The sequence below is a fragment of the Stenotrophomonas sp. GbtcB23 genome, from assembly GCF_019091045.1.
Lineage (GTDB): Bacteria > Pseudomonadota > Gammaproteobacteria > Xanthomonadales > Xanthomonadaceae > Stenotrophomonas > Stenotrophomonas rhizophila_A.
Genome location: NZ_JAGXKC010000009.1, coordinates 26,489 through 50,303 on the forward strand (window position 1 = coordinate 26,489; position 23,815 = coordinate 50,303).

The following is a 23,815-nucleotide window of genomic DNA, read 5'->3' on the forward strand; positions in this document are numbered from 1 at the left end:
GGTCTCTGTCCGTTTATCGGCAGCAGTTCACAATAATGTAGGGCCAATGTGTGTAGCGGTACGTTCGGCCAAAAAGCACCACCCCGCCGCAGCGGGGTGGTGTCAGGGGCGTCCAGCGGCGACGATCAGAACTCCTGCCAGTCGCCTTCGTTGGCCAGTACGGGTTCGCGCACCGCCGCGCGGCGGACCGGCGCGGCCTGGGCACGCGGGCGAGCCGGGGCGGCGTGGCGCGTGGCCGGCGCAGCGGCGACGACCGGGGCCGCCTGGCCCTCGAGCTTGAACAGCGACACCGCATCGGTGAGGTGGCCGGCCTGTTCTTCCATGGAGCGGGCGGCGGCCGTGGCTTCTTCAACCAGCGCCGCGTTCTGCTGGGTGGTTTCGTCCATCTGCATCACGGTCTGGTTGACCTGCTCGATGCCGGCCGACTGTTCCTGCGAGGCGGCCGAGATCTCGGCCATGATGTCGGTCACGCGCTGCACCGAGGCCACGATCTCGCCCATGGTGGCACCGGCCTGGTTGACCAGGGCCGAGCCCTCGGCGACCTTGCCGACCGACTCGTCGATCAGGCCCTTGATCTCCTTGGCGGCGCTGGCCGAGCGCTGGGCCAGGGTGCGTACTTCGGAGGCGACCACGGCGAAGCCGCGGCCCTGTTCGCCGGCGCGGGCGGCTTCCACCGCCGCGTTCAGGGCCAGGATGTTGGTCTGGAACGCGATGCCGTCGATGACGGTGATGATGTCGGCGATGCGGCGCGAGGAGGCGTCGATCTCGTGCATGGTGCTGACCACCTTGCCGACCACTTCGCCGCCCTGCGAGGCCACCGAGTGCGCGCCGATGGCGAGCTGGTTGGCCTGGCGGGCGTGTTCGGCGTTCTGGCGCACGGTGGAGGTCAGTTCCTCCATCGAGGCGGCGGTTTCTTCCAGGTTGGCGGCCTGCTGTTCGGTACGGCGCGACAGGTCGTTGTTGCCCGAGGCGATTTCGCCGGCGGCGGTGCTGATGCTGCCCGAGGCGTGCTGGATGCGGCTGACGATCTGGGTCAGCTGGGCCACGGTGGTGTTGGCATCGTCGCGCATGGTTGCGAACACGCCGTGGAACTGGCCCTGCATGCGTGCGGTGAGATCGCCGTTGGCGATGGCCTGCAGCAGGTGCGACAGCTGCGACAGGTTGCCGTCGGCCACTTCCATCATGGTGTTGAGGTGCTCGATCATGACCCGGAAGTCGTGGTCGAAGCGCAGTGCATCGCCGCGCTGGCTGAAGTCGCCGGCGGCCGCAGCCTGGGCCAGGGTCTGGATCTGGGTGTTGATCGCCAGCAGGCTGGCCTTCGCCGCGTCCATCGATTCATGCAGGATCGCGCGGGTGCCCGGCAGGCGGCGCGCGTTCTGCGACAGGTCGCCGGCCGCGTACTGGTTGAGCACGTTGATGGCGTCCTTGATCGAGTCCAGGTGCTCGAAGATCACGGTGTTCACGCCCACGGCCAGCTGGCCGTACACGCCCGGGAAGTCTTCCGGAATGCGGTGGCTGATGTCCGGGCCGGCGTGCATTTCCACCATCTGCTGGGTTTCGCTGGAGTAGCGGCGCAGCATCAGGGTCATGTCGCGGGTGGCCGCCAGCATACGGCCGGCTTCGTCGGCGGTAGTGCTGGGGGCGATGTTCACCGTCAGGTCGCCACGGGCGACCGCCTGGATGGCCTGCATGGCCTGGCGGATCGGCCGGGTCACCGCGCGCGAGATCACCACGCCCATCGCCACGGCGAGCAGCGACAGCAGCACGATGCTGGTGATGATGGCCACCACGCTGCTGTGGTGGGTGGCATTGGCGTCGGCGATCTTCGCCTGCATCAGGCCGCTGCTGAAGGCGCCGAGCTCCTTGAGGTCGTCGAACATCTTGCGGCGCGCTGGGCGCGACTTCTCATCGGAGATCTGCTGGGCCAGTACGCCATCGGCGGCGGCGACGGCCGCGCGCATCTCGGCGTTGGCGGCGAAGTAGGCCTCGAGGTCAGCGGCGACTTTGCTGTAGAGGCCCTTCTCCTTCTCGCCGGCGGGCAGGGCGGCGTAGGCGCCCAGCTCGTCGCGCACGGTCTTGGCGGTGGCATCCATGCGCTTGTTGTAGTCGGCGACCTTGTCCGGCTGGTCCAGCATGCTCAGCTGGGCCAGTTCAAAGGTGCGGAACTCACCCAGCTGCGCGCGGACTTCGCCCAGGTGCTGCACGGACGGAATGTCGTTGCTCGCCATCGCGGCGAGTTCGGCGTTGAGGCTGTTCAGGCGCACCAGGGCGAAGACGCCCAGCGCGATCGTCATCAGGGTGGTGAGGGCGAACCCGACCGCGAGTTTGCGGCTGATGGGCAGATCATGGAACCACTTCATGCGGGAAACTCCGGGCAGGGCAGGGGCGCACAGCCGTGGGAACGCTGGGCGGAAGGGCAAGGGGCGAAGGCGGCGAAGCGGTAGGGCGTCAGGCTGGCGATGAATGTGTCATCGCTATTGCGGATAACGGCGGCGCGGGGCGGTTTCTTGAGTGCGCGATGTCACATTTTTTCGCGGCCCACGCAGCGGCGCGGGTTGCGGTCGATGGTTGCGAAAGCAAGCAATACCAATGGGTTTGCCATGCGGTGGCGAATGGGTCACCGATACGCAGCCGTATCGCGTCCGACGGACATCACGGTTTTCCATCAAACGTTCATGCCGCCGGAATGAAGAGCATCCGGCCAACGGCCGGGGCTACCGCTTCTGGTTGATTGATCATGATCTGGATGGGCCCGTAACAATTCGTAGCCCCGGCCGTTGGCCGGACACCGCGCGCAGCGCGGCCCAAGCATCCGAAGCCCACGTCCGAACGGTTGCCGTCGTGGGTCCAACGTTTAGAGCAAACCGAAGCCACCCATCAGGCGTCCAGAACGAAAAACGCCCCCGTCACCAAACGGGGGCGTTTCGAGCCGGCAGAGCCAGGGACGCTTACGCCGCCTGCGGAACCCGCAGCGAACGCACCAGGCCACCGATATCCACGATCAGCGCAACGCGGCCGTCGCCGAGAATGGTCGCACCGGACACGCCGCTGATACGCCGGTAGTTGTTCTCGATGTTCTTGACCACCACCTGCTGCTGGCCGACCAGTTCGTCCACTTCCAGCGCGATCTTCTGGCCATCGCCTTCCACCACCACCACCAGCGAATCATCGGAGGTGCGGCGGCCGAAGCCGTAATACTCGCTCAGCGACAGGATCGGCAGGTACTCGCCACGCACGCGCAGCACACGGCCTTCGCCGGCCATCGAACGCACGTCTTCCGGCTGCGGCTGCAGTGCTTCCAGCACGTATGCCAGCGGCAGGATCACGGTTTCGCCCGCCACCGCCACGGTCATGCCGTCGAGGATGGCCAGGGTGAGCGGTAGGCGGATCAGCACGCGGGTGCCATTGCCGGCCCTGCTTTCCAGCTGCACTTCGCCACCCAGCGCCTGGATGTTGCGGCGGACCACGTCCATGCCCACGCCACGACCGGACAGATCCGTGACGGCATCGGCGGTGGAGAAGCCGGGCTGGAAGATCAGGTCCCAGACCTGGGCGTCGGTGGGGTTGTCCGGCACGGCCAGGCCGCGTTCGAGCGCCTTGGCCAGGATCTTGTCGCGGTTCAGGCCACGGCCGTCATCGCTGACTTCGATGACGATGTGACCACCCTGGTGCGATGCCGCCAGGGTAATGGTCCCGGTTTCGTCCTTGCCGGCGTCGCGGCGGACGTCGGGCATTTCCAGGCCGTGGTCGATCGAGTTGCGCACCAGGTGCACCAGCGGATCGGCGATCTTTTCGATCAGGCCCTTGTCCAGCTCGGTGCCTTCGCCGATGGTGCGCAGGCGCACGTGCTTGCCCAGGCGCGAGGAGAGATCGCGGACCAGGCGCGGGAAACGGCGGAACACCGCATCCACCGGCAGCATGCGCACCCCGATCACCGCTTCCTGCAGGTCGCGGGTGTTGCGTTCCAGCAGGTCCAGGCCGGCGAACAGCTGCTCGGCATGTACCGGGTCCAGGGCGTGCGAGACCTGCTTGAGCATGGCCTGGGTGATGACCAGTTCGCCGACCAGGTTGATCAGCGCATCGACCTTTTCCACGGCGACGCGGATGGAGGTTTCCGCTTCGCTGGTGGCGGCCGGTGCGGCTGCGGCGGCAGGCGCTGCCACGGGGGCAGCTGGCGCGGCGGCGGGGGCGCTGGTGGCCAGGCTCGGCGGTGCGGCCGGACGGATGTCCAGTTCGCAGTCGTCCACGACCCAGGCGAAGGTGTCTTCGATCTTGCTGCGCGGCACCTTGCCGACCAGGCCCAGGTCCCATGCCAGGTGGGCTTCGAGCGGGTCGAGCTGGTCGAAGCCGGGCAGGCGTTCCAGTCGCGCGGCGACCTGCAGCGAGCCCAGGTGTTCCAGTTCGCGGATGATGCGCAGCGGATCGTTGCCGCTCATGAACAGCGATGGCGCCGGCACGAAACCGATCTGCCACGCTTCAGGGGTGTCATCGACCTTGGCGGCAGCCGGCGCGGCGGCGCTCGGCGCCTGGCCGGACAGCACCGCTTCCAGGCGTGCCTTGACCGCGGCCACCGCCTGCGGATCGGCCGGCTGGCCGTGTTCGGCTTCGCGCAGCAGGGCGCGCAGCACGTCCACCGACGACAGCATGGCATCCACGGCCGCCGCTTCCAGCGCGCGCTTGCCGGCGCGCAGTTCGTCCAGCAGCGTTTCCAGCACGTGGGTCAGCGCGGCGATGGCGTCGAAGCCGAAGGTGCCGGCGCCGCCCTTGATGGAGTGCGCGGCGCGGAACACCGAGTTGATGATTTCCGGATCCTGCTGGCCCGATTCCAGTGCCAGCAGGCCCGCTTCCATCGCGTCCAGGCCCTCGCGGCTTTCCTCGAAGAAGGTGGCGTGGAAGCGTTGCAGGTCCATGCTCATGGGCGTTCGGGTCCGGTTACCAAAGGGGGAGGGGAAGGCGGGTGGGGATCAGCCCAGGACTTTCTGGACGGTCGCGACCAGCTGTTCCGGGTTGAACGGCTTGACCAGCCAGCCGGTTGCACCAGCCGCCTTGCCTTCGGATTTCTTGTCGGCGGCCGATTCGGTGGTCAGCATCAGCATCGGGGTGAACTTGTAGTCCGGCAGCTGGCGCAGCTCGCGGATCAGCGAGATGCCGTCCATGTTCGGCATGTTCACGTCGGTCACCACCGCGTTGAAGCGCTGGCCCTTGGCCCGGCCCAGGGCGACGGCGCCGTCTTCGGCTTCCTCGACGGAAAAGCCGGCCGAGGTGAGGGCGAAGGAAACCATCTGGCGCATTGACGCCGAATCGTCCACCACCAAGATACGTGCGCTCATGCGGCGTTCTCCACAGATTTCAGGTTGTCATGGGTTGCGTCCAGGCCCAGGGCCTGGGTGACACCGAGCAGGCGCGCGGCATCGCGGAAGGTGGCCGTGCAGCCGTCGAACGCGGTCGGGTGGCCAGCCAGGCGGCGGGCCTCGACGAACGCGCACAGGACCTGCACCGACGCGGTATGGATACGGCCCACCTGGCTGGCATCCAGCGTCAGGTCGCCGCCCTGGTCCACCAAGGGGGCCAGGCGTGTTTTGAGCTCGGTGCTGGTCTCGATTCCGAGATCATCACCCAGGGCCACAGTGCTCATCGTTGCTCCGGACAAACGGTTCCGAGGTCTATAACGGCGTATTTCTGGAAACCTTTAGGGTGGGCGTTGTTCCGATGCCGACGGACATCCCGCGGACACGCATGGCGTGTCCCTACGCCGCCGCGATGTAGCGACACGCCATGCGTGTCCCACGCACGGCCGGCCACATTCCTAATTCAACAGCTGCGTGGCATCCAAGAGAATCATCGGCTGGGCCGTGACCCGCGCCACGCCGCGGAACAGGTCGTTGGAAATCTGGCAGATGCGCGCGGTATCGGGCGGTTCGATCTGCGAATCGGTGAGGTTGGCCACGTCTTCCACGGCCGATACGCGCAGGCCCATGGTCTCGCCGTCCTCTTCCAGCACCACGATGCGGGTGTTGGCGTCGTCGCTGGCGGGACCGGTGCCCAGGTGGATGCCCAGGTCCATCACCGGCACCACCTGGCCGCGCAGGTTCATGATGCCCAGCATCGCCGACGGGGTGCCGCGCAGCGGCAGCAGCGGTACCGGCAGCACCACCTCCTGCACCTTCAGCAGCTCCAGCGCGTAGGCCTGGGGGCCGCAGCGCAGGCGCAGCCAGCGCGAGGTGCGCTCGGCGGCGCGGCTATCGCCGCGGGGGCTGGAGGCCGGGTTGCGGGCCTGGGCCTGCAGCTCCTGCCAGCTGCTGGGGCGGCCGGAGGGGGCGGGAACGGGAGCGGGTGCCGCGGGGCGCGGTGCGGCCACGGGTGGGGGCGGCGGCGGTGCAGTGCGGGCGACCGGTGCCGGGGCAGCGACCGGGACCGCTGCGCGCACGGGCGCCGCCACGGTGTCGTGGAGCGCTTCCGCTGGCAGATCGTCCCAACTGGGGCGCGAGGCGTCCGGTGTAGCGGCCACCTCGACCGGGCCCAGGGCCGGGTCGTTGAGCAGTTCGTCCAGCAGGGCCAGGTGGGCCGGCGCGCCCGGTGAGGTGGGCGTATCAAACTCCGCCGCTGGAGCAGCAGCCTCCACCACGGGACCCAGTGCCGGGTCGTTCATCAGTTCGTCCAGCAACGCCATGGCGGCGGGTGCGCCCGGTGAGGTCGGGGTGTCGAAGGCAGGTGCGCCGCTGGCGTCTTCCGTGTCGATGGTCGTCACCGCAGTCACCGGAACGGCATCGCCCAGCAGTTCCTCGAGATAGTCGTCGAGTACGCCGGTGCTGTTCATGCCGCGCGCTCCATCTGCAGCGCGTCGTCGGCCAGGATCCACTCCAGCGCACGCCGGTACGCGGCCAGGCCACGGCCCGGGTAGTCGTCGGAGGTCGCCGGCACGGTCAGGCTGGCGGCGTTGCAGATGCGCGTGTCCACCGGAATGGCGTCTTCCCACACGCGGTGGCCGTGGCGGTCCTGCATCTGCTTGACGGTTTCGTTGCCGGCGCGGGTGCGGCGGTCGAACAGGGTCGGCAGGATCGACATCGGCAGCGGGCGGCGGCGCGAACGCTCGACCATCTCGCCGGTCCGCACCATGCCATCCAGGCCGTGCAGGGCCAGCGGCTCGGCCTGGGTCGGAATGATCAGGCGGTCGGCCGCGGCAAGCGCGTTGATCATCAGCAGGCCCAGCGTGGGCGCGCAGTCGAGCAGGATGTAGTCGTGCTGGCCCTGGTGGCGGGCCATCGCGTGCTGCAGGGCCAGGCCCAGGCCGGGCTGGTTGGCGCTGCGCCGTTCCAGCGTGGCCAGCGCGGCCTGCGCGCAGATGAAGTCCAGGCCAGGCACCTGGCTGCCATGGGCCAGGCTGCTCAGTTCCGCAGGCGGGGTGCCGAACAGCTCCAGTACGCCGGCCGGCGGCGGATCCAGCGGCACGCCGAAGGCGCGGGTCAGCGAGGAGTGCGGATCGAGGTCGATCAGCAGCACGCGGTGGCCCAGGGCGGCCAGGCCGCGGCCGAGCGCGAGGGTGGTGGTGGTCTTGCCCACGCCGCCCTTCTGGTTGGCGATTGCCCAGATACGCATCGGCTTACTCCTTCATTGCAGGGGGAACGGCGGCGCCAACGCGGCTGCCGGCCGGCACCGGTGGCAGCTGCACCGGGGCGAGGGGGGAAACGGGGGAGGGCGTGGCCGGCGCCGGCGCGGTGCCGGTTTCGGCGGTGAGCTGCGGGCCCAGCGGGTCCGTGCCCTGCGCGGTGTCGGCCAGGATGATGACCATCACCCGGCGGTTGCGGTTGCGGCCCTGCGCGCTGGTGTTGTCTTCGCGCGGGCGGAACTGGCCATAGCCGACCATCGCCAGCCGCGCCGGCTGCACGCCCTGGTCGGCGAACAGGTGCACCACGCTGGCCGCACGCGCGGCCGACAGTTCCCAGTTGGACGGGAACAGCGCGGTGGCGATCGGCACATCATCGGTGTGGCCTTCCACGCGCACGCCGTTGGGCGCGTCGTGCAACACCTGGGCCAGCGAAGACAGGGTGTCGCGTGCGTGCACGTCGAGCGTGGCCGAGCCGGTGGTGAACAGGATGTCGCTGTTGATCTCCACCTCGATCCACAGCTCGGTGCGGCGCACGGTGATCATGCCGCGGTCGATCAGCGGTGCCAGCGTCGCGGTGAGGCGGTCGGCGATGCTGTTGAGCTGGCGCTCTGCAGCCTGCAGCTGTTGCTGGTTGTGCACCGACACCGGCATGCGCATCTGCGAGGCCATCGCCGGCAGCAGGGTGGGGTCGTTGCTGGGCGACGGTGCCGACGGGCCAACGCGGTTGCCCGCCTTGATCACCGAGGGGCTGTCCCAGCCGCCGCCCTGCACCTGCTGGTTGCCGACCTGCACCGGGTTGATGGTGCGCGGCGCGCCACCGAAGGCGGTGGTCAGCGCGTCGGCCATGACCCGGTACTTGCCTTCGTTGAGCGAGGAGATGGCGTACATGACCACGAAGAAGGCAAGCAGCAGCGTCATGAGGTCGGCGTAGGGAATCGCCCAAGCCTCATGGTTGGCATGCTCTTCGTGGGCTTTGCGGCGGGCCATGTCAGTGCAGGAACCCCGACAGGTTGGTCTCGATGTTGCGCGGGTTCTCGCCCTGGGCAATCGAGATCAGGCCTTCGATGATCATTTCGCGGTCGCGGCTGTTGTGGTGGATCACGCTCTTGAGCTTGGCCGACACCGGCAGGAACAACAGGTTGGCCGAGGCGATGCCGTAGATGGTGGCGGTAAACGCAGCGGCGATGCCGTGGCCGAGCTTGCTCGGGTCGGCCAGGTTCTTCATCACCGCGATCAGGCCGAGCACGGCGCCGATGATGCCCAGCGTGGGCGCGTAGATGCCCATGCCTTCGAACACCTTGGAGGCGGCCAGGTCCTGGCTTTCCTGGCTGCCCAGTTCGATTTCCATCATGTGCCGGATGGTTTCCGGTTCCACGCCGTCCACCAGCAGCTGCAGGCCCTTGCGCAGGAACGGGTCGTCCTGGGCGTCGACCTGGGCTTCCAGGCCGAGCAGGCCCTGGCGGCGGGCGATGTTGCTCCATTCCACGATCTGGCGGATCAGTTCGGCACGGTCGCTGGCTGGCGGGCGCACGACCCAGCGCACGATCTTGAAGGCGTGCTTGAACACGGCCGGCGAGGTGTGCAGCAGGATGGCGGCCAGCGTGCCGACGATGACGATCACGAAGGCGGCAGGGGACCACAGCGACGCCAGCCCGGCACCCTTGAGGATGCTGCCGCCGACCAGCGAGGCCAGGGCGAGGAAAAGTCCAATGAGGCTGAGTCTGTCCATTTGTCCGATATCGGCTTGCTTGGGGGGGACTTGAGTTGTGGGGCTATCGGCGGTTCAGCCAGCATGGCGTGGCTCTACGCGTTGGGAGCACCCGTCGATGCGGTGGCCCTGGATCAATCGTGCGGGGTGCGCAGGCCGTCCACGTCGAGGATCAGCGACATGCGGCCGTCGCCGATCAGGGTGGCGCCGGCGTAGCCGCGCAGGCCGCGCAGGGCCTTGGGCAGCGGCTTGATCACCACTTCCTCGCGGCCACGCACCTGGTCCACCACCAGCCCGAAGCGGGCTTCGCCGGCCTGCAGCACCACGATGGTGAGCAGGGGCGAGGGCGCCGGATCCACATCCAGCCAGTGGCGCAGGTCCACCAGCGGCAGGGTGTGGGTCCTGCGGTCGAGCACGGCGCGGCCGTCGAACCAGCCCAGCGAGGTGTTCGGCGCGTGCAGCACTTCCATCACGCGTGCCAGCGGCAGTGCGTAGACGTCCTCGCCGGCTTGCACCAGCAGGGTCGGCAGGATCGCCAGGGTGAGCGGAACGCGGATCATGAAGCGGCTGCCACGGCCCAGTTCGGACTGGATCTGGATCTGGCCGCTGAGCTCGCGGATGCGCGACTGCACCACGTCCATGCCGACGCCACGACCGGAGATATCGGTGACTTCCTGCTTGGTCGAGAAGCCGGGCAGGAACACCAGGTGCAGGCATTCCTCGCTGGTCAGGCGGGCGGCGGCTTCGGGATCGATCAGGCCCTTTTCGCGGGCCTTGGCGCGCAGGCGCTCGGGGTCGATGCCGGCGCCGTCGTCCTGCACTTCAATGCTGACGTAGTCGCCTTCCTGCTGCGCGGACAGGCGTACGTTGCCGCTGCGGGTCTTGCCCTGGGCTTCGCGCAGCTCGGGCATTTCAATGCCGTGGTCGATCGCGTTGCGCACCAGGTGCACCAGCGGGTCGGCCAGGGCTTCGACCAGGTTGCGGTCCAGTTCGGTTTCCGCCCCGATCAGTTCCAGCTCCACTTCCTTCTTCAGGTTGCGGGCCACGTCGCGGGCGACCTTGGGGAAGCGTGAGAACACCTTGCCCACCGGCTGCATGCGGGTGCGCATCACCGCCGACTGCAGGCGCGCGGTGGCGATATCCAGCGTGGACACGGCGCGGTCCAGTTCTTCGTCGTGCAGGCGCGCACGCAGGGTCTTGAGCCGGTTGCGCGACAGCACCAGTTCGCCGATCAGGTTGACGATGGCATCCAGGCGCTTGGTATCCACGCGCACGGTGTGTTCGGCTTCGGCCACCGGCTTGTTGGCGGCCGGCTTGGCCGGGGCCGGGGCGGCGACCGGGCGCGGCGCGATGGCCGGGGCGGGGGCCGCTGCGGCCACGCTCTGCGCGCCGGGAGCGGCGCCGCCATGCAGCTGGTCGAGCAGGGCTTCGAATTCGTCTTCGCCGATCAGGTCATCGTCGTTCTTTTTCGCCACGGCAGTGGGAGCCGCGCCGCCGTGCAGGGTATCCAGCAGGGCTTCGAATTCATCGTCGGTGATCAGGTCGCCGCTGGAGGCGGCCGCCGTCGCGGCCGGTGCCGGCGTGGCCGGTCCGTTGACGTCGAACTGCGCGATCAGTTCCGGCGGGGCATAGCCCGGCTCGGTGCCGGCGGCCACCGAATCCAGCATCGACTGCAGGTAATCCAGCGATTGCTGGCCGGCGTCGAAATGGTGGGCCTGCAGCACGGCCTGGCCCGAGCGGGCCATGCCAAGGGTTTCTTCGGCGGCGTGGCACAGCTCGACCATGGCCTGGATGCCCAGGAAGCCGGCACCGCCCTTGAGCGTGTGGAAACCGCGGAACACCGCGTTGAGCTGGTCGCTGTCCTGGGGCGACTGCTCCAGCGACACCAGCTGTTCGCCGAGGCGATCCAGGATCTCCTGGGCCTCGAGGATGAAGTCTGCAGCAATGTCGTCTGGAACAGCACTCATGGTTTCAAAGCCCCAAATCGGAAAGCAGGTCGTCGGCGTCGACCTGTGACACCTGATGGCGGTCCAGGCCGCTCACGGCCGGACCGGCCAGGCCGTTGTCGCGCTTGTGCGCGCTGTCGTCCGGCGGCGGCAGGCCGAGCGCGCCGAAGCCTTCGTGCACGCGGCGCACGATGCCCACCACGCGGCGGATGATCTGCCCGGTGAGATCCTGGTAGCTCTGGGTGAGCGCGATCTCGGTGAGGTTGTGGCGGATGCGGTCCAGCTGCTGGTCCTGGTCCGGGCTCAACCCGTTGGCACGCAGCTGCTCGGTGAGCGCGCGGCATTCCTCGGCCAGGTCCAGGGTGCGGTGGGTGGCCTGTTCGGTCATCGCCACCACGTGGTCCAGGCGCGCGCAGGCATCGTCAAGCTCGCCGGCTTCGCTGGGCAGGGTGGGCAGTTCGCCCAGCGCCTGGCCCAGTTCGCGGGCAAGCCGGTTCAGCCCGGCCATCATCGGCTGGGTGCGCAGCGCGGCCAGGGCGTCGATTTCCCGGCGCCAGCCCGCTTCGTCGCCGCTTTCCAGCGCGGCCAGGGCATCCTGCAGGCGCTGCACCAGCGCCGATTTGTCGCGAAGGGTTTCCATCACGCGCTGGCCGCCAGGCGCTCGAAGATCTTGCCGAGCTTTTCTTCCAGGGTCTGGGCGGTGAACGGCTTGATGATGTAGCCGTTCACGCCGGACTGGGCGGCTTCAATGATCTGCTCGCGCTTGGCTTCGGCGGTGACCATCAGCACCGGCAGGGTCTTGAGCTTGGCGTCGGCGCGGATCGCCTTGAGCAGGTCGATACCGGTCATGACCGGCATGTTCCAGTCGGTGACCACGAAATCGAACGACTGGCTCTGCAGCAGGGCCAGCGCGGCATGCCCGTCCTCGGCTTCGGCCGTATTGGTGAAGCCCAGATCGCCCAGCAGGTTCTTGACGATACGACGCATGGTCGAGAAGTCGTCGACGATCAGGATACGCATGTTCTTGTTCAAAGCACTTTCCTCGGTATCAAGTGTTCTCGAGGCCGGCGTCGGCCGCCTCGAAGATCTTCAGTCGGCCACGCAGGCGCAGCACTGCCTGGCCATGGATCTGGCAGACGCGCGACTCGCTGACGCCGAGCACCGCGCCGATCTCTTTCAGGTTCAGTTCCTGCTCGTAGTACAGCGACAGCACCAGCTGTTCGCGTTCGGGCAGCAGGCCGATCGCGTTGCCCAACTCGCGGCCGAATTCGCCGCGCTCCAGCACCTGCTGCGGGGTCGGGCCGCCCTGGGCGACGGTATCCAGCTCGCCCTGGTCTTCGATCCGCGATTCCAGGCTCAGCACCTGGCCACGCGCGGCGTCTTCCATCAGGCGCAGGTAGTCGGGCAGCGGCATGTCCATCGCGGCGGCCACTTCGGTGGCGCTGGCGGCGCGGCCGGTGGTCTGCTCCAGCCGGCGGATGGTGGACGCGGCGTCGCGGGCACGGCGGTGCACCGAACGCGGCACCCAGTCGCCGCGGCGGATCTCGTCGATCATCGAGCCGCGGATGCGGATCGAGGCGTAGGTTTCGAACGAGGCGCCCTGGTCGGCGTCGTAGCTGCGCGAGGCCTCGATCAGGCCCATCATGCCGGCCTGGATCAGGTCGTCGACTTCAACGCTGGCCGGCAGGCGTGCGGCCAGGTGGTGGGCGATGCGCCGGACCAGGTCCGAGTGCTGGGCAATGCACTCGTTGGCAGCGGCGCGCTGCACCTCTTTATATTGTGCGGCGCCTTTCATGCGGTCACCCCGCGTTGCTTGAGGATGCGTTCCAGGAAGAATTCAACGCCGCCGCGCGGCTCGGTCGGGGCCTGCCAGCGGGCGGTGCGCCGGGCGATCTCGGCGATCGCCTGCGCCGACGGGCTGGACGGGTAGGCCTTCACCACCGGCTGCTGGCGCTGCACCGACAGGCGCAACCAGTCGTCCTGCGGCACGCAGCCCAGGTAGTTCAGCGAGACATCGGCCAGGAACTTGTCGCAGACCCGGCTCAGCTTTTCGTAGAGCACGCGGCCTTCGTTGGGGTCACGCACCATGTTGGCGACCACCTGGATGCGGTCCACGCCACGTTCGCGCGAGAGCACCTTGATCAGCGCATAGGCATCGGTGATCGAGGCCGGTTCGTCGCAGACCACCACCACGGTGTCCTGGGCGGCCTGGCAGAAGGTGAGCACGCCGTCGCTGATGCCGGCGGCGGTGTCGACCACCATGAAGTCCAGATCGCGTTCCAGTTCGGAGAACACGTTGACCAGGCCCACGTGTTCGGCCGGCTGCAGTTCGGCCATGTGGCGGCGGCCGGACGCGGCCGGCACCACCAGCACGCCACCCGGGCCTTCCAGGATCACTTCATCCAGCGTGCAGCGCCCGGCGACCAGGTCGGCCAGGGTCAGCTTGGGCTGCAGGCCCAGGATCACATCGATGTTGGCCAGGCCCAGGTCGGCATCCAGCAGCAGCGTGCGCTTGCCCATGTCGGCCAGCGCCACGGCCAGGTTGGCCGACACGTTGGTCTTGCCCACGCCGCCCTTGCCGCCGGTGACGGCGATGGTGCGGACCGGGCCCAGCGGCTGGCTGCGGGTGGCCGACAACGGGAAGGTCCTGGTCAGGTTTTCATACTCACGCGACGGCATGGTTCAACTCCGGGTTGCAGGGCATATCGGCCGCGCGGCGCAAATCTTCAAGGCGAAGTACAAGATTGGCTGCACTGGCCCGGTGCAGGTCTTCTGGAACGTCCTGGCCATCGGTGACCCAGGTGATCGGCAGGCGGTGGTCGACGGCCACCGACAGGGCGGTACCGAAGCGGCCGGTCTCGTCCAGCTTGCTGAGCACCACGCCCTGCGGGTTGGCGCCGCTGAAGCGGCGGACCACCTCGTCCATGTCGCCGAAGCTGGTGTTGGCCGGCAGCACCAGCAGCGTGCGGATCTGCGGGGCGGCGCGCAGCCACTGCAGCTGGGCGGCCAGGGCGCGGTCACGCGGGCCCAGGCCGGCGGTGTCGATCAGCACCAGCTTGTAGTCCTTCAGGCGCTCCAGCAGCTGGGCCAGGTCGCTGCCACTGTTGGCTTCATGCACGGCGATGCCGAGCTGGCGGCCGAAGCCGTACAGCTGCTCGCGGGCGCCGATGCGGGCGGTATCGGTGGTGACCAGGGCCACGTCGCGGGCGGCGTGGGCTTCGGCGAAGCGCGAGGCCAGCTTGGCGATGGTGGTGGTCTTGCCGGCACCGGTGGGGCCGACCAGGGCGATCACGCCGCCGGCCTCCAGCGGGTCGACCGGGGCGATCGGCAGCTTCTTGGACAGCAGCCCCAGCATCAGGCCACGGCCACGGTGGGCTTCGGTGTCCAGCGGGATCTGCAGGGCCACGTCGCGGCAGATGCCGGCGTCGAAGCCGTATTCGTCCATCAGGTCCAGCGCGGCGGCACGCACCGCCGAACCGCGCAGGCGCTCGTCGGTGAAGCGGTTCATTTCGCGCTCGATGACGGTGCGCATGCCGGCCACTTCATTGCGCAGCTGGCGCAGTTCCTCATCGTCGCGGACCAGGGTCACCGGGGCGGCAACGGCAGGCACCGGGGCGGTGATGACCTCGGCCGGCACCGTCGGTTCGTTGGCGGCCTGCAGCGACGGCTCGACCGGTGCAGCAACGGTCATGGCGGCGACCGGCGCGGCGATGTCGTCCACAACCAGCGGAGCGGGCACGGCAAACACCGCCGAATCGTCGATCTGGATGGCCGGGCTGGCCGCGGCCGGGACCACCGGCACGGTTTCCCACAGCGGAGCCGCCGGGGCTTCAAGCGGAGCCCGCTGCATCTGCTGCGCCGGCATCTGCGGCAGCTGCGGCGGGACGCTGGTGCGGCCTGCCGGCGCGTGCATCTCGAACAGCGGTGCTTCGTCCAGCGGCGGGTCGATGATGAAGCGGGCGCGGTTGGCCGGGGCCGGCGCAGCGGCGCGGACCGGTGCTTCCACGGCCACCGGTGCGGCGTCGGCGACCGGCGCAACCACGGTGCGTTCGGCGGCGGCAGCCTGTTCAACATTGAACGGGGCGAAGATCTGTTCCGGCAGCTGGGCAGCCGGCTGCACGTTGGCGCGGGCCAGGGTGGCGGCAAAGCCGCTGCTGCCCGGCGGCGGCACGATTTCGTTGGCGCTGTCCAGGGTGCGGCCGGTGGCGCCCACGGCGGCGCGGGCGAGGGCGGCCACGGCCGAGGTGGTGGCCGCCACCGGCTCCGGCGCGGCGGCCGGTGCCTTGCGGCGGGTCACCGCGGCGATCACCGCATCGGCGGCGTTGCGCGGCCGCGGGGCCGGCGGCGGCGGCGCCACGTCCTTGCGCGCCGCTTCCAGTGCACGCTGTACCGCGCCTTCGTCATAGTTCGCCGCGGCCACGATTTCCACGCCTTCCTCGATCCGGCGATTGGACAGGATCACGGCATCCGGACCGTGTTCCTTGCGCACCAGGTTCATGGCAGAGCGCATATCGGGAGCGACGAAGCGTTTGATTTTCATGCTGTGGTACCGGGACTGGGGCGGCTGGGGGGTGGAAGGGAAGCGCTGGTTGTCGGTGGTCTGCACGGTCCGGGTTTCCCTTCTTGTCCTGCTGCGGTGATTGCGAAATGGGGGTGTCTGTTTTCTGACGCGTTGCTGTCGGAGTTCCGGCTCAGCTGATCGTGCCGACCAGCTTCAGCCGCTTGTCCTCGGGGACCTCGCTGTAGGCCAGCACGGACAGCGACGGAACGCTGTGGCGTACCAGCCGTGCCAGCGCGGCACGTACCGGACCGGGCACCAACACCACCGCGGGCTCGTTCTTCGCTTCCTGCTTGCTGACACATTCGGCCAGGCTCTGGTGCAGTCGCTCAGCGAGTCCGGGTTCCAGCGCGGCGCCGTTGCCCTGAGTGGACTCCTGCAAGACGCGTTCCAGTTGCGGGTTGAGGGTGAACACCGGCAGCTCGGCGGACATGCCGGCGATCTCCTGGACGATGAAACGGCCCAGCGCGTTGCGCACGGCGGCCGTCAGTACGCCGGGGTCCTGGCTCATCGGCGCGTTCTCCACCAGCGATTCGGCGATCTTGCGCAGCTGGCGCACCGGGATGCGTTCGATCAGCAGGTTCTGCAGCACCCGCACCACCACCGACAGCGGCAATGCCTTCGGGGTGAGGTCCTCGACCAGCTTGGGCGCGCTCTTGGCCAGGTTGGCCAGCAGCTGCTGCACCTCTTCGTGGCCGAGCAGCTCCGGGGCGTGTTCGCGGATCAGGTGCGAGAGGTGGGTAGCGACCACGGTGGCCGGGTCGACCACGGTGTAGCCCATCGATTCGGCGTGGGCGCGCTGGTGCGGCTGGATCCAGGTGGCATCCAGGCCGAACGCGGGGTCCTTGCCGGCAATGCCTTCCAGCGCGCCGAGCGCGCTGCCCGGGTCCAGGGCCAGTTCGCGGTCGGGGTGAATTTCGGCGGTGGCCACCGGCACGCCGTGGATCAGCAGCCGGTAGGCGCTGGCGCCCAGTTCCAGATTGTCACGGATGTGCACCGACGGAATCAGGAAGCCGATGTCGTGGGTGAGCTTGCGGCGCACGCCCTTGATGCGCGCCATCAGTTCGCCGCCCTGGTTCTTGTCCACCAGCGGGATCAGCCGGTAGCCCACTTCCAGGCCCAGCGGATCGACCGGGCGCAGTTCGTCCCAGGTCAGTTCGGCGGTGGGCGAGGGGCTGCTGGCGCCCGGCAGGCCCAGCGCATTGGTAGGGCCGGCCGCAGGCGCGGCGGCGGCGCGCTCGGCCGCCTGGCTCTTCTTCCAGAGCTTCCAGGCGATGAAGCCGAGGATGGCAGCCAGCGTCAAGAAGGCGACGTTGGGCATGCCCGGGACCAGGCCGACCAGGCCCAGGATCGCCGCGGCGATGGTCAGAGCGCGGTGCTGTCCGAACACCTGGCCCATCATGGCCTGGGCCATGTCCTGCGAGCGCGAGGCGCGGGTGACCAGCATGGCCACGGCCGAGGACACCAGCAGTGCCGGCAGCTGCGCCACCAGGCCGTCACCGATCGACAGCAGGGTGTAGGTGGCTGCGGCTTCGCCAAACGGCATGCCGTGCTGGAGCACGCCGACCGCCAGGCCGCCGATCATGTTGATGAAAAGAATGAGGATGCCGGCGATGGCATCGCCGCGGATGAACTTGCTGGCACCGTCCATGGCGCCGTAGAAGTCGGCTTCCTCGCGGACTTCTTCACGGCGCAGCTTGGCTTCTTCACGCGTCAGCAAACCGGCGTTGAGGTCGGCGTCGATCGCCATCTGCTTGCCGGGCATGGCGTCCAGGATGAAGCGCGCGGTCACTTCGGACACGCGGCCGGCACCCTTGGTGATCACCACGAAGTTGATGATGGTCAGGATCGCGAAGACCACGATGCCCACGGCGTAGTTGCCGCCGATGACGAATTCACCGAACGCGGCGATCACCTTGCCGGCCGCTTCATGGCCATTCTGGCCGTTGAGCAGGATCACGCGGGTGGAGGCCACGTTCAGCGCCAGCCGCAGCATGGTGGTGATCAGCAGCACGATCGGGAAGATGGTGAAATCCAGCGGGCGCTTCACGTACACCACCGCCAGCAGCACCATCAGCGAGATGGCGATGTTGAAGGTGAACAGCGCATCCAGCACGGGGGCGGCCAGCGGCACCACCACCATGGCCAGCAGGGCCAGCACGATCAGCGGGGCGCCCAGGCCCTGGCGGATCATGTCCAGGGCGCGACGGGTGTTCATGCCGGCGGGCTGGGCGCTCATGGGCGGCCTCCCTTGCCGAACTCATCCACGTCGATGCTGGGCGCGGCCGGCATCGGTCCACCCCGCCAGGTACGCAGCTGGTAGACGTAGGACAGCACCTGGGCAACGGCCGAATACAGTCTCACGGGAATTTCCTTTCCAAGTTGACCTTCCCGATACAAGGCGCGTGCCAAAGGCGGGGCCGAGACGATGGCGACCTTGTTGCCGTCGGCCACCTGGCGGATGCGCAGGGCGGTTTCGTCCACGCCCAGGGCCACCACGGTGGGTGCGCCCATCCTGCCGCCGTCGTATTTGAGGGCCACCGCGTAGTGGGTGGGGTTGACCACCACCACGTCGGCGGTGGGCACCGCTTCCATCATCCGGCGGTTGGACATCTGTTGCTGCAGCTGGCGGATGCGGCCCTTCACTTCCGGGCTGCCCTCGCTTTCCTTCATTTCCCGGCGCAGCTCTTCGCGGGTCATCTTCAGCTTGCGCATCCAGTTCCAGCGCTGGTACGGGGCATCGATGGCGGCCAGCAGCATCATGGCGCCGCCGGTGGCCAGCATCAGTTTCAGGGTGAAGCCCAGCCCGTGGACCATGGCCGCCTCCAGCGGCTGGTGGACCAGGTCGCGCAGCCCGCGGATGCCATGCCAGACCACCAGCCCGGCGGCGGTGCCGACGAACACGATGCGCAGCAGGGATTTGGTGAATTCGCCGATGGCTTCGGCGCCATACAGGCGCTTCATGCCGGCCATCGGGCTGAGCCGGTTGAACTGCGGCATCAGCGATTTGTTCGACCAGCGCAGCCCGCCCATGGCTACCGGGGCCAGGAAGCTGGCCAGCAGGCAGACCAGCAGCAGCGGCCACAGGGCCAGCATCAGCTGCAGGAACAGGTGCCCGAAATGGCTGAACAACCCCAGCGGCTCGAAGCGCAGGCCCGGTTCCGGGGTCAGGGCCAGCTTCATCCAGTCCTTGGCGCTGCTGGCCATGCCCCCGGAAAACGCCATCAGCGCCAGCACCGAGGCGCCGAACACGGCGGCGGTGGCCAGCTCGCGCGAACGCGGGATATTGCCCTGTTCACGGGCATCGCGCAGGCGTTTTTCGGTAGGTTGTTCGGTTTTTTCGCCGGCTTGTTCTTCGTCGGACATCGGGAGCAGGGCACCGCGGGGATTCCCCGGGGTGGTGCAAGAAGTGTTCCATTGCGGACGACGTGCCGGGAGCAGAGCACGTGACAGGGACAGTGATCGAGCTCTGGCTCGGGATCGGGATCGGGATCGTGATGGCGACGGCGACGGCGACGGGAGAGTAGGGTCGGTTCCCAAACGACCGCCGATACGGGGTCAACGTCCGGTAACGCATGACGGGAAGCGCAGAAGCGTTCCCCGACGGAGGTCATGCCGCCATCGAACGCGGGCAATCCACGTGCAGTCGATCGGGATGCGACCCTACCAGCAAGAGCCCAACAGCCCGGCGCCACCGGCATCATCAATGGCATCATCCAGGTTCAACTGACTGCTGCGGTAATCGATGTCGCCTTTCCTGTTCTGCGTTGTCCTGTTGGCCGGGCTGCTGCATGCCAGCTGGAACGCCATCGTCAAACGCGGCAGCGATACGCTGTTCACCACGATCCTGGTGACCGGCTCGGCGGCGTTGATCGCGGCGCTCTGCCTGCCTTTCGTGACCGCACCGGATCCGCGCAGCTGGCCGTGGCTGGCTGCGTCGACCGTGCTGCAGGCGGGGTATTACCTGCTGGTGGCGCGCACCTACCGGGTGACCGACATGAGCGCGGCCTATCCGTTGATGCGGGGTTGCGCGCCGATCCTGGTGGCGCTGGTGGGCGGGGTCGTTCTCGGCGAGCGCCTGCCGGGATTGGCATGGGCCGGCATCGGGCTGATCTGCTTCGGTATTCTGTGCATGTCGCACGGGATCGTGCGTCGGCAGATGTGGCTGCCTCTGCTCAACGCCGGAGTGATTGCCACTTACACGCTGGTAGACGCCTTGGGGGCGCGCCAGTCCGGTTCGGCGCTGGGCTACACCTTGTGGCTGTTCCTGCTGTCGGGGCTGCCATTGCCGGTCTGGGCCTTCGCTACCCGCGCGCCGCAGCTTTTCGCCTATGCACGATCGAACTGGGGCTATGGCCTCGTCGGCGGCGTAGGTACGCTGACATCCTACGGCGTGGTGCTCTGGGTGATGACGCAGGCGCCTGTGGCGATGGTCTCGGCACTGCGCGAGACCTCGATCCTGTTTGGCGTGCTGATCTCTGCGTTGGTGTTACGCGAACGGGTCACCCGACAACGATGGGTCGCCGCCGGATTGATCGTTGCAGGAGCGGTGGTGTTGCGCGTGTGCGGCTAATCCAGGAAATGCCCGCCCTGCGAGGCTTTGTGGTCCTGTGACACCACCATCCGTGGGCGTGGCAGGTCGTGGAGCTGCAGGAAGCGCTCGGCGTCGACCGGGCGGCCGAGCAGGTAGCCCTGCAGGAAGTCGCAGCCCAGCCGCTCCAGGTAGGAACGCTGGCCGGCGGTTTCCACGCCTTCGGCCACGATGTCCATGTCCAGCGCATGCCCCAGCGCCACGATGGCCGAGACGATCACCACGTCTTCGGAGCTGTTCTCCAGGTCGCGCACGAAGGCGTGGTCGATCTTGATCTCGGTGGCCGGCAGGCGCTTGAGATACAGCAGGCTGGAATAGCCGGTGCCGAAATCGTCGATGGAAATGCCCACGCCCAGCCGCGCCAAGGCCTGCAGCAGGCGCAGGCTGGTCTCGGTGTCGCGCATCACCGCGCTTTCGGTGATCTCCAGGACCAGCCGGCGCGGTTCCACCCGGTGCAGTTTCAGCGCGTCGCTGATCTCGCCGAGCAGGTTCGGGGAGCCGAACTGGATCGGCGACAGGTTCACCGATACCGACCAGCTGTCGTGGCCGGCGTCATGCCAGCGGCGCAGCTGGCGGCAGGCTTCGTTGAGCACCCAGCGCCCGATCTCGTGGATGACCCCGCTGCGTTCGGCCAGGCGGATGAAACGATCCGGTGGAATCAGCCCATGCTCGGGGTGGTTCCAGCGGACCAGGGCCTCGGCGCCACAGACCTGGTGGGTGCTGACCCGCACCTTGGGCTGGTAGTGCAGAAACAGCTGGTTGGACTGGATCGCGCGGCGCAGGTCGGCCAGCAGCCGGAACTGCTGTTCGGCGCTGTCGCTCATCCACTCGGCGAACACCACGAACGCGTTGCGTCCGGCTTCCTTGGCCTGGTACATCGCCGCGTCGGCATACCCCATCAACTGGCGTTCGGTGGTGGCGTGGTCGGGGCAGATGGCAATGCCGATGCTGGCGGTGACCTGCAGCTCATGCCCTGGCACCAGGTTGCCGGTGCCCACGGCCTGGATGATGCGGCCGGCCAGGTTGGACACGTCCTCGTCGTTGTCGATGCCGACCACCAGCACGAACTCGTCGCCGCCCAGGCGGGCCATCACGTCGGCGGCACGCAGCAGCTGGCGGGTGCGCGTGGCCACCGCGACCAGCAGGGCGTCGCCGGTCTGGTGACCGTAGGCGTCGTTGACCTGTTTGAAGCCATCCAGGTCCATGAACATCACCGCGAAACGCCCTCCACGTTGTTCGGCATCCACCAGGGCCTGTTCAATGCGCTGCTGCAGCAGCAGGCGATTGGGCAGGTGGGTCAGCGGATCGTGCAGGGCGGCCTGGCTAAGCTCGGCATGCGCATCGTCCAGCGACGTGCGCAGGTGCAGGTTGCGTAACCGCAGCAGCTGCGCCTGCTGCCGCTGGTCCAGCCAGGACACCAGCAGCACCACGGCCAGGATGCCGATGGTGAGCACCATCACCAGCGCCCCCAGCCACTGGGTCTGCAGGCCGGTGCCGGCGGCGGCGCCACACACACTGTCGGCCGGGAACCGTGCCGCGGCCATGCCGGTGTAGTGCATGCCGACGATCGCCGCGCCCAGCACCACCGCCGGCGCCAGGCGATGCTGCAGCCGGGTGTCGTTGTGGCGCAGGCGGAAGGCGACGTACAGCGCGACCCACGACGCCGCCACTGCAATGATGAGAGAGAGGGTGAACCAGCCCGGGTGGTATTCGATGCCCGGGCGCATGAGCATGGCCGCCATGCCCAGGTAGTGCATGCTGGCGATGCCGCTGCCCATCAGCAATGCACCCAGCGCCAGGCGCGAATGCGGCAACGTGGCGCGTGAGACCAGCCAGAGCGCGAAGATCGAGGAGGCGATCGCCGCCAGCAACGATACCGCGGTCAGTTCAAGGTCGTACCCCAATGGAATGGGCAGCTTGAAGGCCAGCATGCCGATGAAGTGCATGGACCAGATTCCCAGGCCCATGGCGCAGCCACCGCCCAGCAGCCACAGCACGCTGATCCTTGGCGATGGCGCGGTGGTGACCCGATTTGCCATGTCCAGCGCGGTGAAGGACGCCATGATGGCGACCAGCAGCGAAACCACGACCAACCATGGGGTGTAACTGCCGACGAGCATCATGACTCTCCCTGGCGTACACAGCTGCAATCTAAAAAAAGACTGGACCACGCTTCTGCGCGGACTGCTCAGGCACGTTCCCCCTGCCGTGAGCGCATGTTAACGACACAGGAGGGGGCGAAAGCAAGCGCAAATCCGGCCAAATTTCATGCGGTCATCACGCGACCGTCACCTGTTTTACATACGGGCGCGTACGCTACGGGGCCGGCGCTAGCGGGTGAGGCCGTCGGCGGTCTGGAACGCGGCGTCGAACAGGCGTTGCACCGGGGGGCCCATTTCACCGGCAAGCACGGTCAGCAGGAACAGGCCCAGCAACAGGGCGACCGGCAGGCCGAGCTGGATCGGGTTGAGCGCGGGGGCGGCACGCGCCAGCACGCCGAAGGCCAGGTTCACCGCCAACATGGCGACCGTGATCGGCAGCGACAGCGTCAACGCGCCGCGCAGCACCTGCAGCAGGAACGTGGGCGCGGTGCTGATGAACGCATCGAGGTCGGGCAGCGATGCGCCGATCGGCACGGCCTTGTAGCTGTCCATCAGCAGTGAGATCAACGCGAGATGCCCGTTGGCGGCGAAGAACAGCAGGCCGAACAGAAGATAGAACCACTGACCGATCACGCCCGAGGTGCCGCCGCGCATCGGATCGCTCATCTGCGCGAAGGCCAGGCCGGTGCCCTGCGAGACCAGTTCGCCGGCCATGGCACCGGCTTCGAACACCAGCCGCAGCAGGAAGCCGATGGAGATGCCGATGGCCAGTTCGCGCGCGATGCTGAGTACGGTGGCCGCGTCAAAACCGGTCCAGGCCGGGACGGGCGGCAGCATCGGCGACAGCGCGATGGCCAGTGCGCCGGACAGCATCACGCGCACCCGTGCCGGCACCGCGCGGCTGCCGACCAGCGGCATGGCCATGATCATGGCGCCGATGCGCAGCATGGTCCACAGCACGGTGCCGATCATGCCGAAGGCGTTGAGCCCGTCGGCGGCCATCTGGGTTGCCGAATCCATCGCGGGGCTATCCGATCAGATGCGGTATGCGCTGGAACAGCAGCGTGGTGTATTCGACCAGGTGGCCGATCAGCAGGCTGCCGAGCGCGAACAGCACCGCGGTGAGCGCGGCGGCCTTGGCCACGAAGGCGATGGTGGGTTCGTTGAGCTGGGTGGCGGCCTGCACCACGCCGACCACCACGCCGACGATCAGGACGGTCAACAGCAGCGGGCCGGCCACCCACAGCACGGTGATCAGGCCGCCGCGCAGTTCGGTCAGGGCAAGTTCGGGTGTCATGGCGACC

General features: G+C 68.1%; 20 protein-coding genes. 1 reads left to right on the forward strand and 19 read right to left on the reverse strand.

Annotation, left to right across the window (positions count from 1 at the left end; translation table 11 throughout):
• Positions 1 to 125 precede the first annotated feature (125 nt).
• The 16 genes from KVS69_RS05610 to flhB form a co-directional block, all read right to left on the reverse strand.
• Positions 126 to 2,360, reverse strand: coding sequence for a methyl-accepting chemotaxis protein (locus KVS69_RS05610; protein ID WP_217537445.1), 2,235 nt, complete (start codon positions 2,358 to 2,360; stop codon positions 126 to 128).
• A 588-nt stretch (positions 2,361 to 2,948) separates the two neighbouring features.
• Positions 2,949 to 4,916, reverse strand: a complete 1,968-nt coding sequence (locus KVS69_RS05615) for a chemotaxis protein CheA (RefSeq protein ID WP_217537446.1) — start codon at positions 4,914 to 4,916, stop codon at positions 2,949 to 2,951.
• Positions 4,917 to 4,964: 48 nt separating this feature from the next.
• Positions 4,965 to 5,330: a response regulator gene (locus KVS69_RS05620; protein ID WP_038688521.1), complete on the reverse strand. Its 366-nt coding sequence runs from the start codon at positions 5,328 to 5,330 to the stop codon at positions 4,965 to 4,967.
• On the reverse strand, positions 5,327 to 5,635 hold the full coding sequence (locus tag KVS69_RS05625) for an STAS domain-containing protein (protein ID WP_068851616.1): 309 nt from the start codon (positions 5,633 to 5,635) through the stop codon (positions 5,327 to 5,329). Before KVS69_RS05625 ends, KVS69_RS05620 begins: the two co-directional genes overlap by 4 nt.
• Positions 5,636 to 5,806: 171 nt before the next feature.
• A complete protein-coding gene (locus tag KVS69_RS05630) occupies positions 5,807 to 6,817 on the reverse strand; it encodes a chemotaxis protein CheW (RefSeq protein ID WP_217537447.1) in 1,011 nt (336 codons plus the stop codon).
• Complete coding sequence (locus tag KVS69_RS05635) at positions 6,814 to 7,596, reverse strand: ParA family protein (protein ID WP_217537448.1); 783 nt, start codon at positions 7,594 to 7,596, stop codon at positions 6,814 to 6,816. The genes KVS69_RS05630 and KVS69_RS05635 overlap by 4 nt, the downstream gene beginning before the upstream one ends.
• A 4-nt stretch (positions 7,597 to 7,600) precedes the next feature.
• Entirely contained in the window at positions 7,601 to 8,593 is a 993-nt protein-coding gene (gene motD, locus KVS69_RS05640; protein ID WP_068851625.1) for a flagellar motor protein MotD, read from the reverse strand.
• Between the two features lies 1 nt (position 8,594).
• Positions 8,595 to 9,335 (reverse strand): flagellar motor protein, encoded by a 741-nt coding sequence (locus tag KVS69_RS05645; protein ID WP_068851628.1) that lies wholly within the window; start codon positions 9,333 to 9,335, stop codon positions 8,595 to 8,597.
• Positions 9,336 to 9,448: 113 nt separating this feature from the next.
• A complete protein-coding gene (locus tag KVS69_RS05650) occupies positions 9,449 to 11,281 on the reverse strand; it encodes a chemotaxis protein CheA (protein ID WP_217537449.1) in 1,833 nt (610 codons plus the stop codon).
• Positions 11,282 to 11,285: 4 nt separating this feature from the next.
• On the reverse strand, positions 11,286 to 11,900 hold the full coding sequence (locus tag KVS69_RS05655) for a protein phosphatase CheZ (protein ID WP_068851634.1): 615 nt from the start codon (positions 11,898 to 11,900) through the stop codon (positions 11,286 to 11,288).
• Entirely contained in the window at positions 11,900 to 12,292 is a 393-nt protein-coding gene (gene cheY / locus KVS69_RS05660; RefSeq protein ID WP_068851637.1) for a chemotaxis response regulator CheY, read from the reverse strand. Before cheY ends, KVS69_RS05655 begins: the two co-directional genes overlap by 1 nt.
• A gap of 16 nt (positions 12,293 to 12,308) precedes the next feature.
• Positions 12,309 to 13,055 (reverse strand): RNA polymerase sigma factor FliA, encoded by a 747-nt coding sequence (locus tag KVS69_RS05665; protein ID WP_068851640.1) that lies wholly within the window; start codon positions 13,053 to 13,055, stop codon positions 12,309 to 12,311.
• Positions 13,052 to 13,939, reverse strand: a complete 888-nt coding sequence (locus KVS69_RS05670; protein ID WP_217537450.1) for a MinD/ParA family protein — start codon at positions 13,937 to 13,939, stop codon at positions 13,052 to 13,054. The genes KVS69_RS05665 and KVS69_RS05670 overlap by 4 nt, the downstream gene beginning before the upstream one ends.
• Positions 13,926 to 15,800 carry an AAA family ATPase gene (locus KVS69_RS05675; protein ID WP_217537451.1) on the reverse strand — a complete coding sequence of 625 codons (1,875 nt, stop codon included), beginning with the start codon at positions 15,798 to 15,800 and terminating at the stop codon, positions 13,926 to 13,928. The genes KVS69_RS05670 and KVS69_RS05675 overlap by 14 nt, the downstream gene beginning before the upstream one ends.
• 151 nt (positions 15,801 to 15,951) lie before the next feature.
• Positions 15,952 to 18,036, reverse strand: coding sequence for a flagellar biosynthesis protein FlhA (gene flhA, locus KVS69_RS05680; protein ID WP_217537471.1), 2,085 nt, complete (start codon positions 18,034 to 18,036; stop codon positions 15,952 to 15,954).
• A gap of 17 nt (positions 18,037 to 18,053) precedes the next feature.
• Positions 18,054 to 19,184 carry a flagellar biosynthesis protein FlhB gene (gene flhB, locus KVS69_RS05685; protein WP_068851649.1) on the reverse strand — a complete coding sequence of 377 codons (1,131 nt, stop codon included), beginning with the start codon at positions 19,182 to 19,184 and terminating at the stop codon, positions 18,054 to 18,056.
• A gap of 379 nt (positions 19,185 to 19,563) precedes the next feature.
• On the opposite strand from flhB, the gene KVS69_RS05690 reads away from it, so the two are divergent.
• Complete coding sequence (locus tag KVS69_RS05690) at positions 19,564 to 20,391, forward strand: DMT family transporter (protein ID WP_217537452.1); 828 nt, start codon at positions 19,564 to 19,566, stop codon at positions 20,389 to 20,391.
• Here KVS69_RS05690 and KVS69_RS05695 read toward each other — a convergent pair.
• From KVS69_RS05695 to KVS69_RS05705, 3 genes are all read right to left on the reverse strand, one after another.
• Positions 20,388 to 22,529, reverse strand: a complete 2,142-nt coding sequence (locus tag KVS69_RS05695) for an EAL domain-containing protein (RefSeq protein WP_217537453.1) — start codon at positions 22,527 to 22,529, stop codon at positions 20,388 to 20,390. The two genes, KVS69_RS05690 and KVS69_RS05695, sit on opposite strands and share 4 nt — an antisense overlap.
• Before the next feature lie 210 nt (positions 22,530 to 22,739).
• Complete coding sequence (gene fliR / locus KVS69_RS05700; protein ID WP_217537454.1) at positions 22,740 to 23,531, reverse strand: flagellar biosynthetic protein FliR; 792 nt, start codon at positions 23,529 to 23,531, stop codon at positions 22,740 to 22,742.
• A gap of 7 nt (positions 23,532 to 23,538) precedes the next feature.
• Positions 23,539 to 23,808: a flagellar biosynthetic protein FliQ gene (locus tag KVS69_RS05705; RefSeq protein WP_017356083.1), complete on the reverse strand. Its 270-nt coding sequence runs from the start codon at positions 23,806 to 23,808 to the stop codon at positions 23,539 to 23,541.
• Positions 23,809 to 23,815: the final 7 nt, after the last annotated feature.

What these genes read in the sequence shown, in the direction of transcription:
- KVS69_RS05610 (WP_217537445.1), bottom strand. Translation starts at nt 2,360, where the DNA reads ATGAAGTGGTTCCATGATCTGCCCATCAGCCGCAAACTCGCGGTCGGG.
- KVS69_RS05615 (WP_217537446.1), bottom strand. Translation starts at nt 4,916, where the DNA reads ATGAGCATGGACCTGCAACGCTTCCACGCCACCTTCTTCGAGGAAAGC.
- KVS69_RS05620 (WP_038688521.1), bottom strand. Translation starts at nt 5,330, where the DNA reads ATGAGCGCACGTATCTTGGTGGTGGACGATTCGGCGTCAATGCGCCAG.
- KVS69_RS05625 (WP_068851616.1), bottom strand. Translation starts at nt 5,635, where the DNA reads ATGAGCACTGTGGCCCTGGGTGATGATCTCGGAATCGAGACCAGCACC.
- KVS69_RS05630 (WP_217537447.1), bottom strand. Translation starts at nt 6,817, where the DNA reads ATGAACAGCACCGGCGTACTCGACGACTATCTCGAGGAACTGCTGGGC.
- KVS69_RS05635 (WP_217537448.1), bottom strand. Translation starts at nt 7,596, where the DNA reads ATGCGTATCTGGGCAATCGCCAACCAGAAGGGCGGCGTGGGCAAGACC.
- motD (WP_068851625.1), bottom strand. Translation starts at nt 8,593, where the DNA reads ATGGCCCGCCGCAAAGCCCACGAAGAGCATGCCAACCATGAGGCTTGG.
- KVS69_RS05645 (WP_068851628.1), bottom strand. Translation starts at nt 9,335, where the DNA reads ATGGACAGACTCAGCCTCATTGGACTTTTCCTCGCCCTGGCCTCGCTG.
- KVS69_RS05650 (WP_217537449.1), bottom strand. Translation starts at nt 11,281, where the DNA reads ATGAGTGCTGTTCCAGACGACATTGCTGCAGACTTCATCCTCGAGGCC.
- KVS69_RS05655 (WP_068851634.1), bottom strand. Translation starts at nt 11,900, where the DNA reads ATGGAAACCCTTCGCGACAAATCGGCGCTGGTGCAGCGCCTGCAGGAT.
- KVS69_RS05665 (WP_068851640.1), bottom strand. Translation starts at nt 13,055, where the DNA reads ATGAAAGGCGCCGCACAATATAAAGAGGTGCAGCGCGCCGCTGCCAAC.
- KVS69_RS05670 (WP_217537450.1), bottom strand. Translation starts at nt 13,939, where the DNA reads ATGCCGTCGCGTGAGTATGAAAACCTGACCAGGACCTTCCCGTTGTCG.
- KVS69_RS05675 (WP_217537451.1), bottom strand. Translation starts at nt 15,800, where the DNA reads ATGAAAATCAAACGCTTCGTCGCTCCCGATATGCGCTCTGCCATGAAC.
- flhA (WP_217537471.1), bottom strand. Translation starts at nt 18,036, where the DNA reads ATGAACACCCGTCGCGCCCTGGACATGATCCGCCAGGGCCTGGGCGCC.
- flhB (WP_068851649.1), bottom strand. Translation starts at nt 19,184, where the DNA reads ATGTCCGACGAAGAACAAGCCGGCGAAAAAACCGAACAACCTACCGAA.
- KVS69_RS05690 (WP_217537452.1), top strand. Translation starts at nt 19,564, where the DNA reads ATGTCGCCTTTCCTGTTCTGCGTTGTCCTGTTGGCCGGGCTGCTGCAT.
- KVS69_RS05695 (WP_217537453.1), bottom strand. Translation starts at nt 22,529, where the DNA reads ATGCTCGTCGGCAGTTACACCCCATGGTTGGTCGTGGTTTCGCTGCTG.
- fliR (WP_217537454.1), bottom strand. Translation starts at nt 23,531, where the DNA reads ATGGATTCGGCAACCCAGATGGCCGCCGACGGGCTCAACGCCTTCGGC.
- KVS69_RS05705 (WP_017356083.1), bottom strand. Translation starts at nt 23,808, where the DNA reads ATGACACCCGAACTTGCCCTGACCGAACTGCGCGGCGGCCTGATCACC.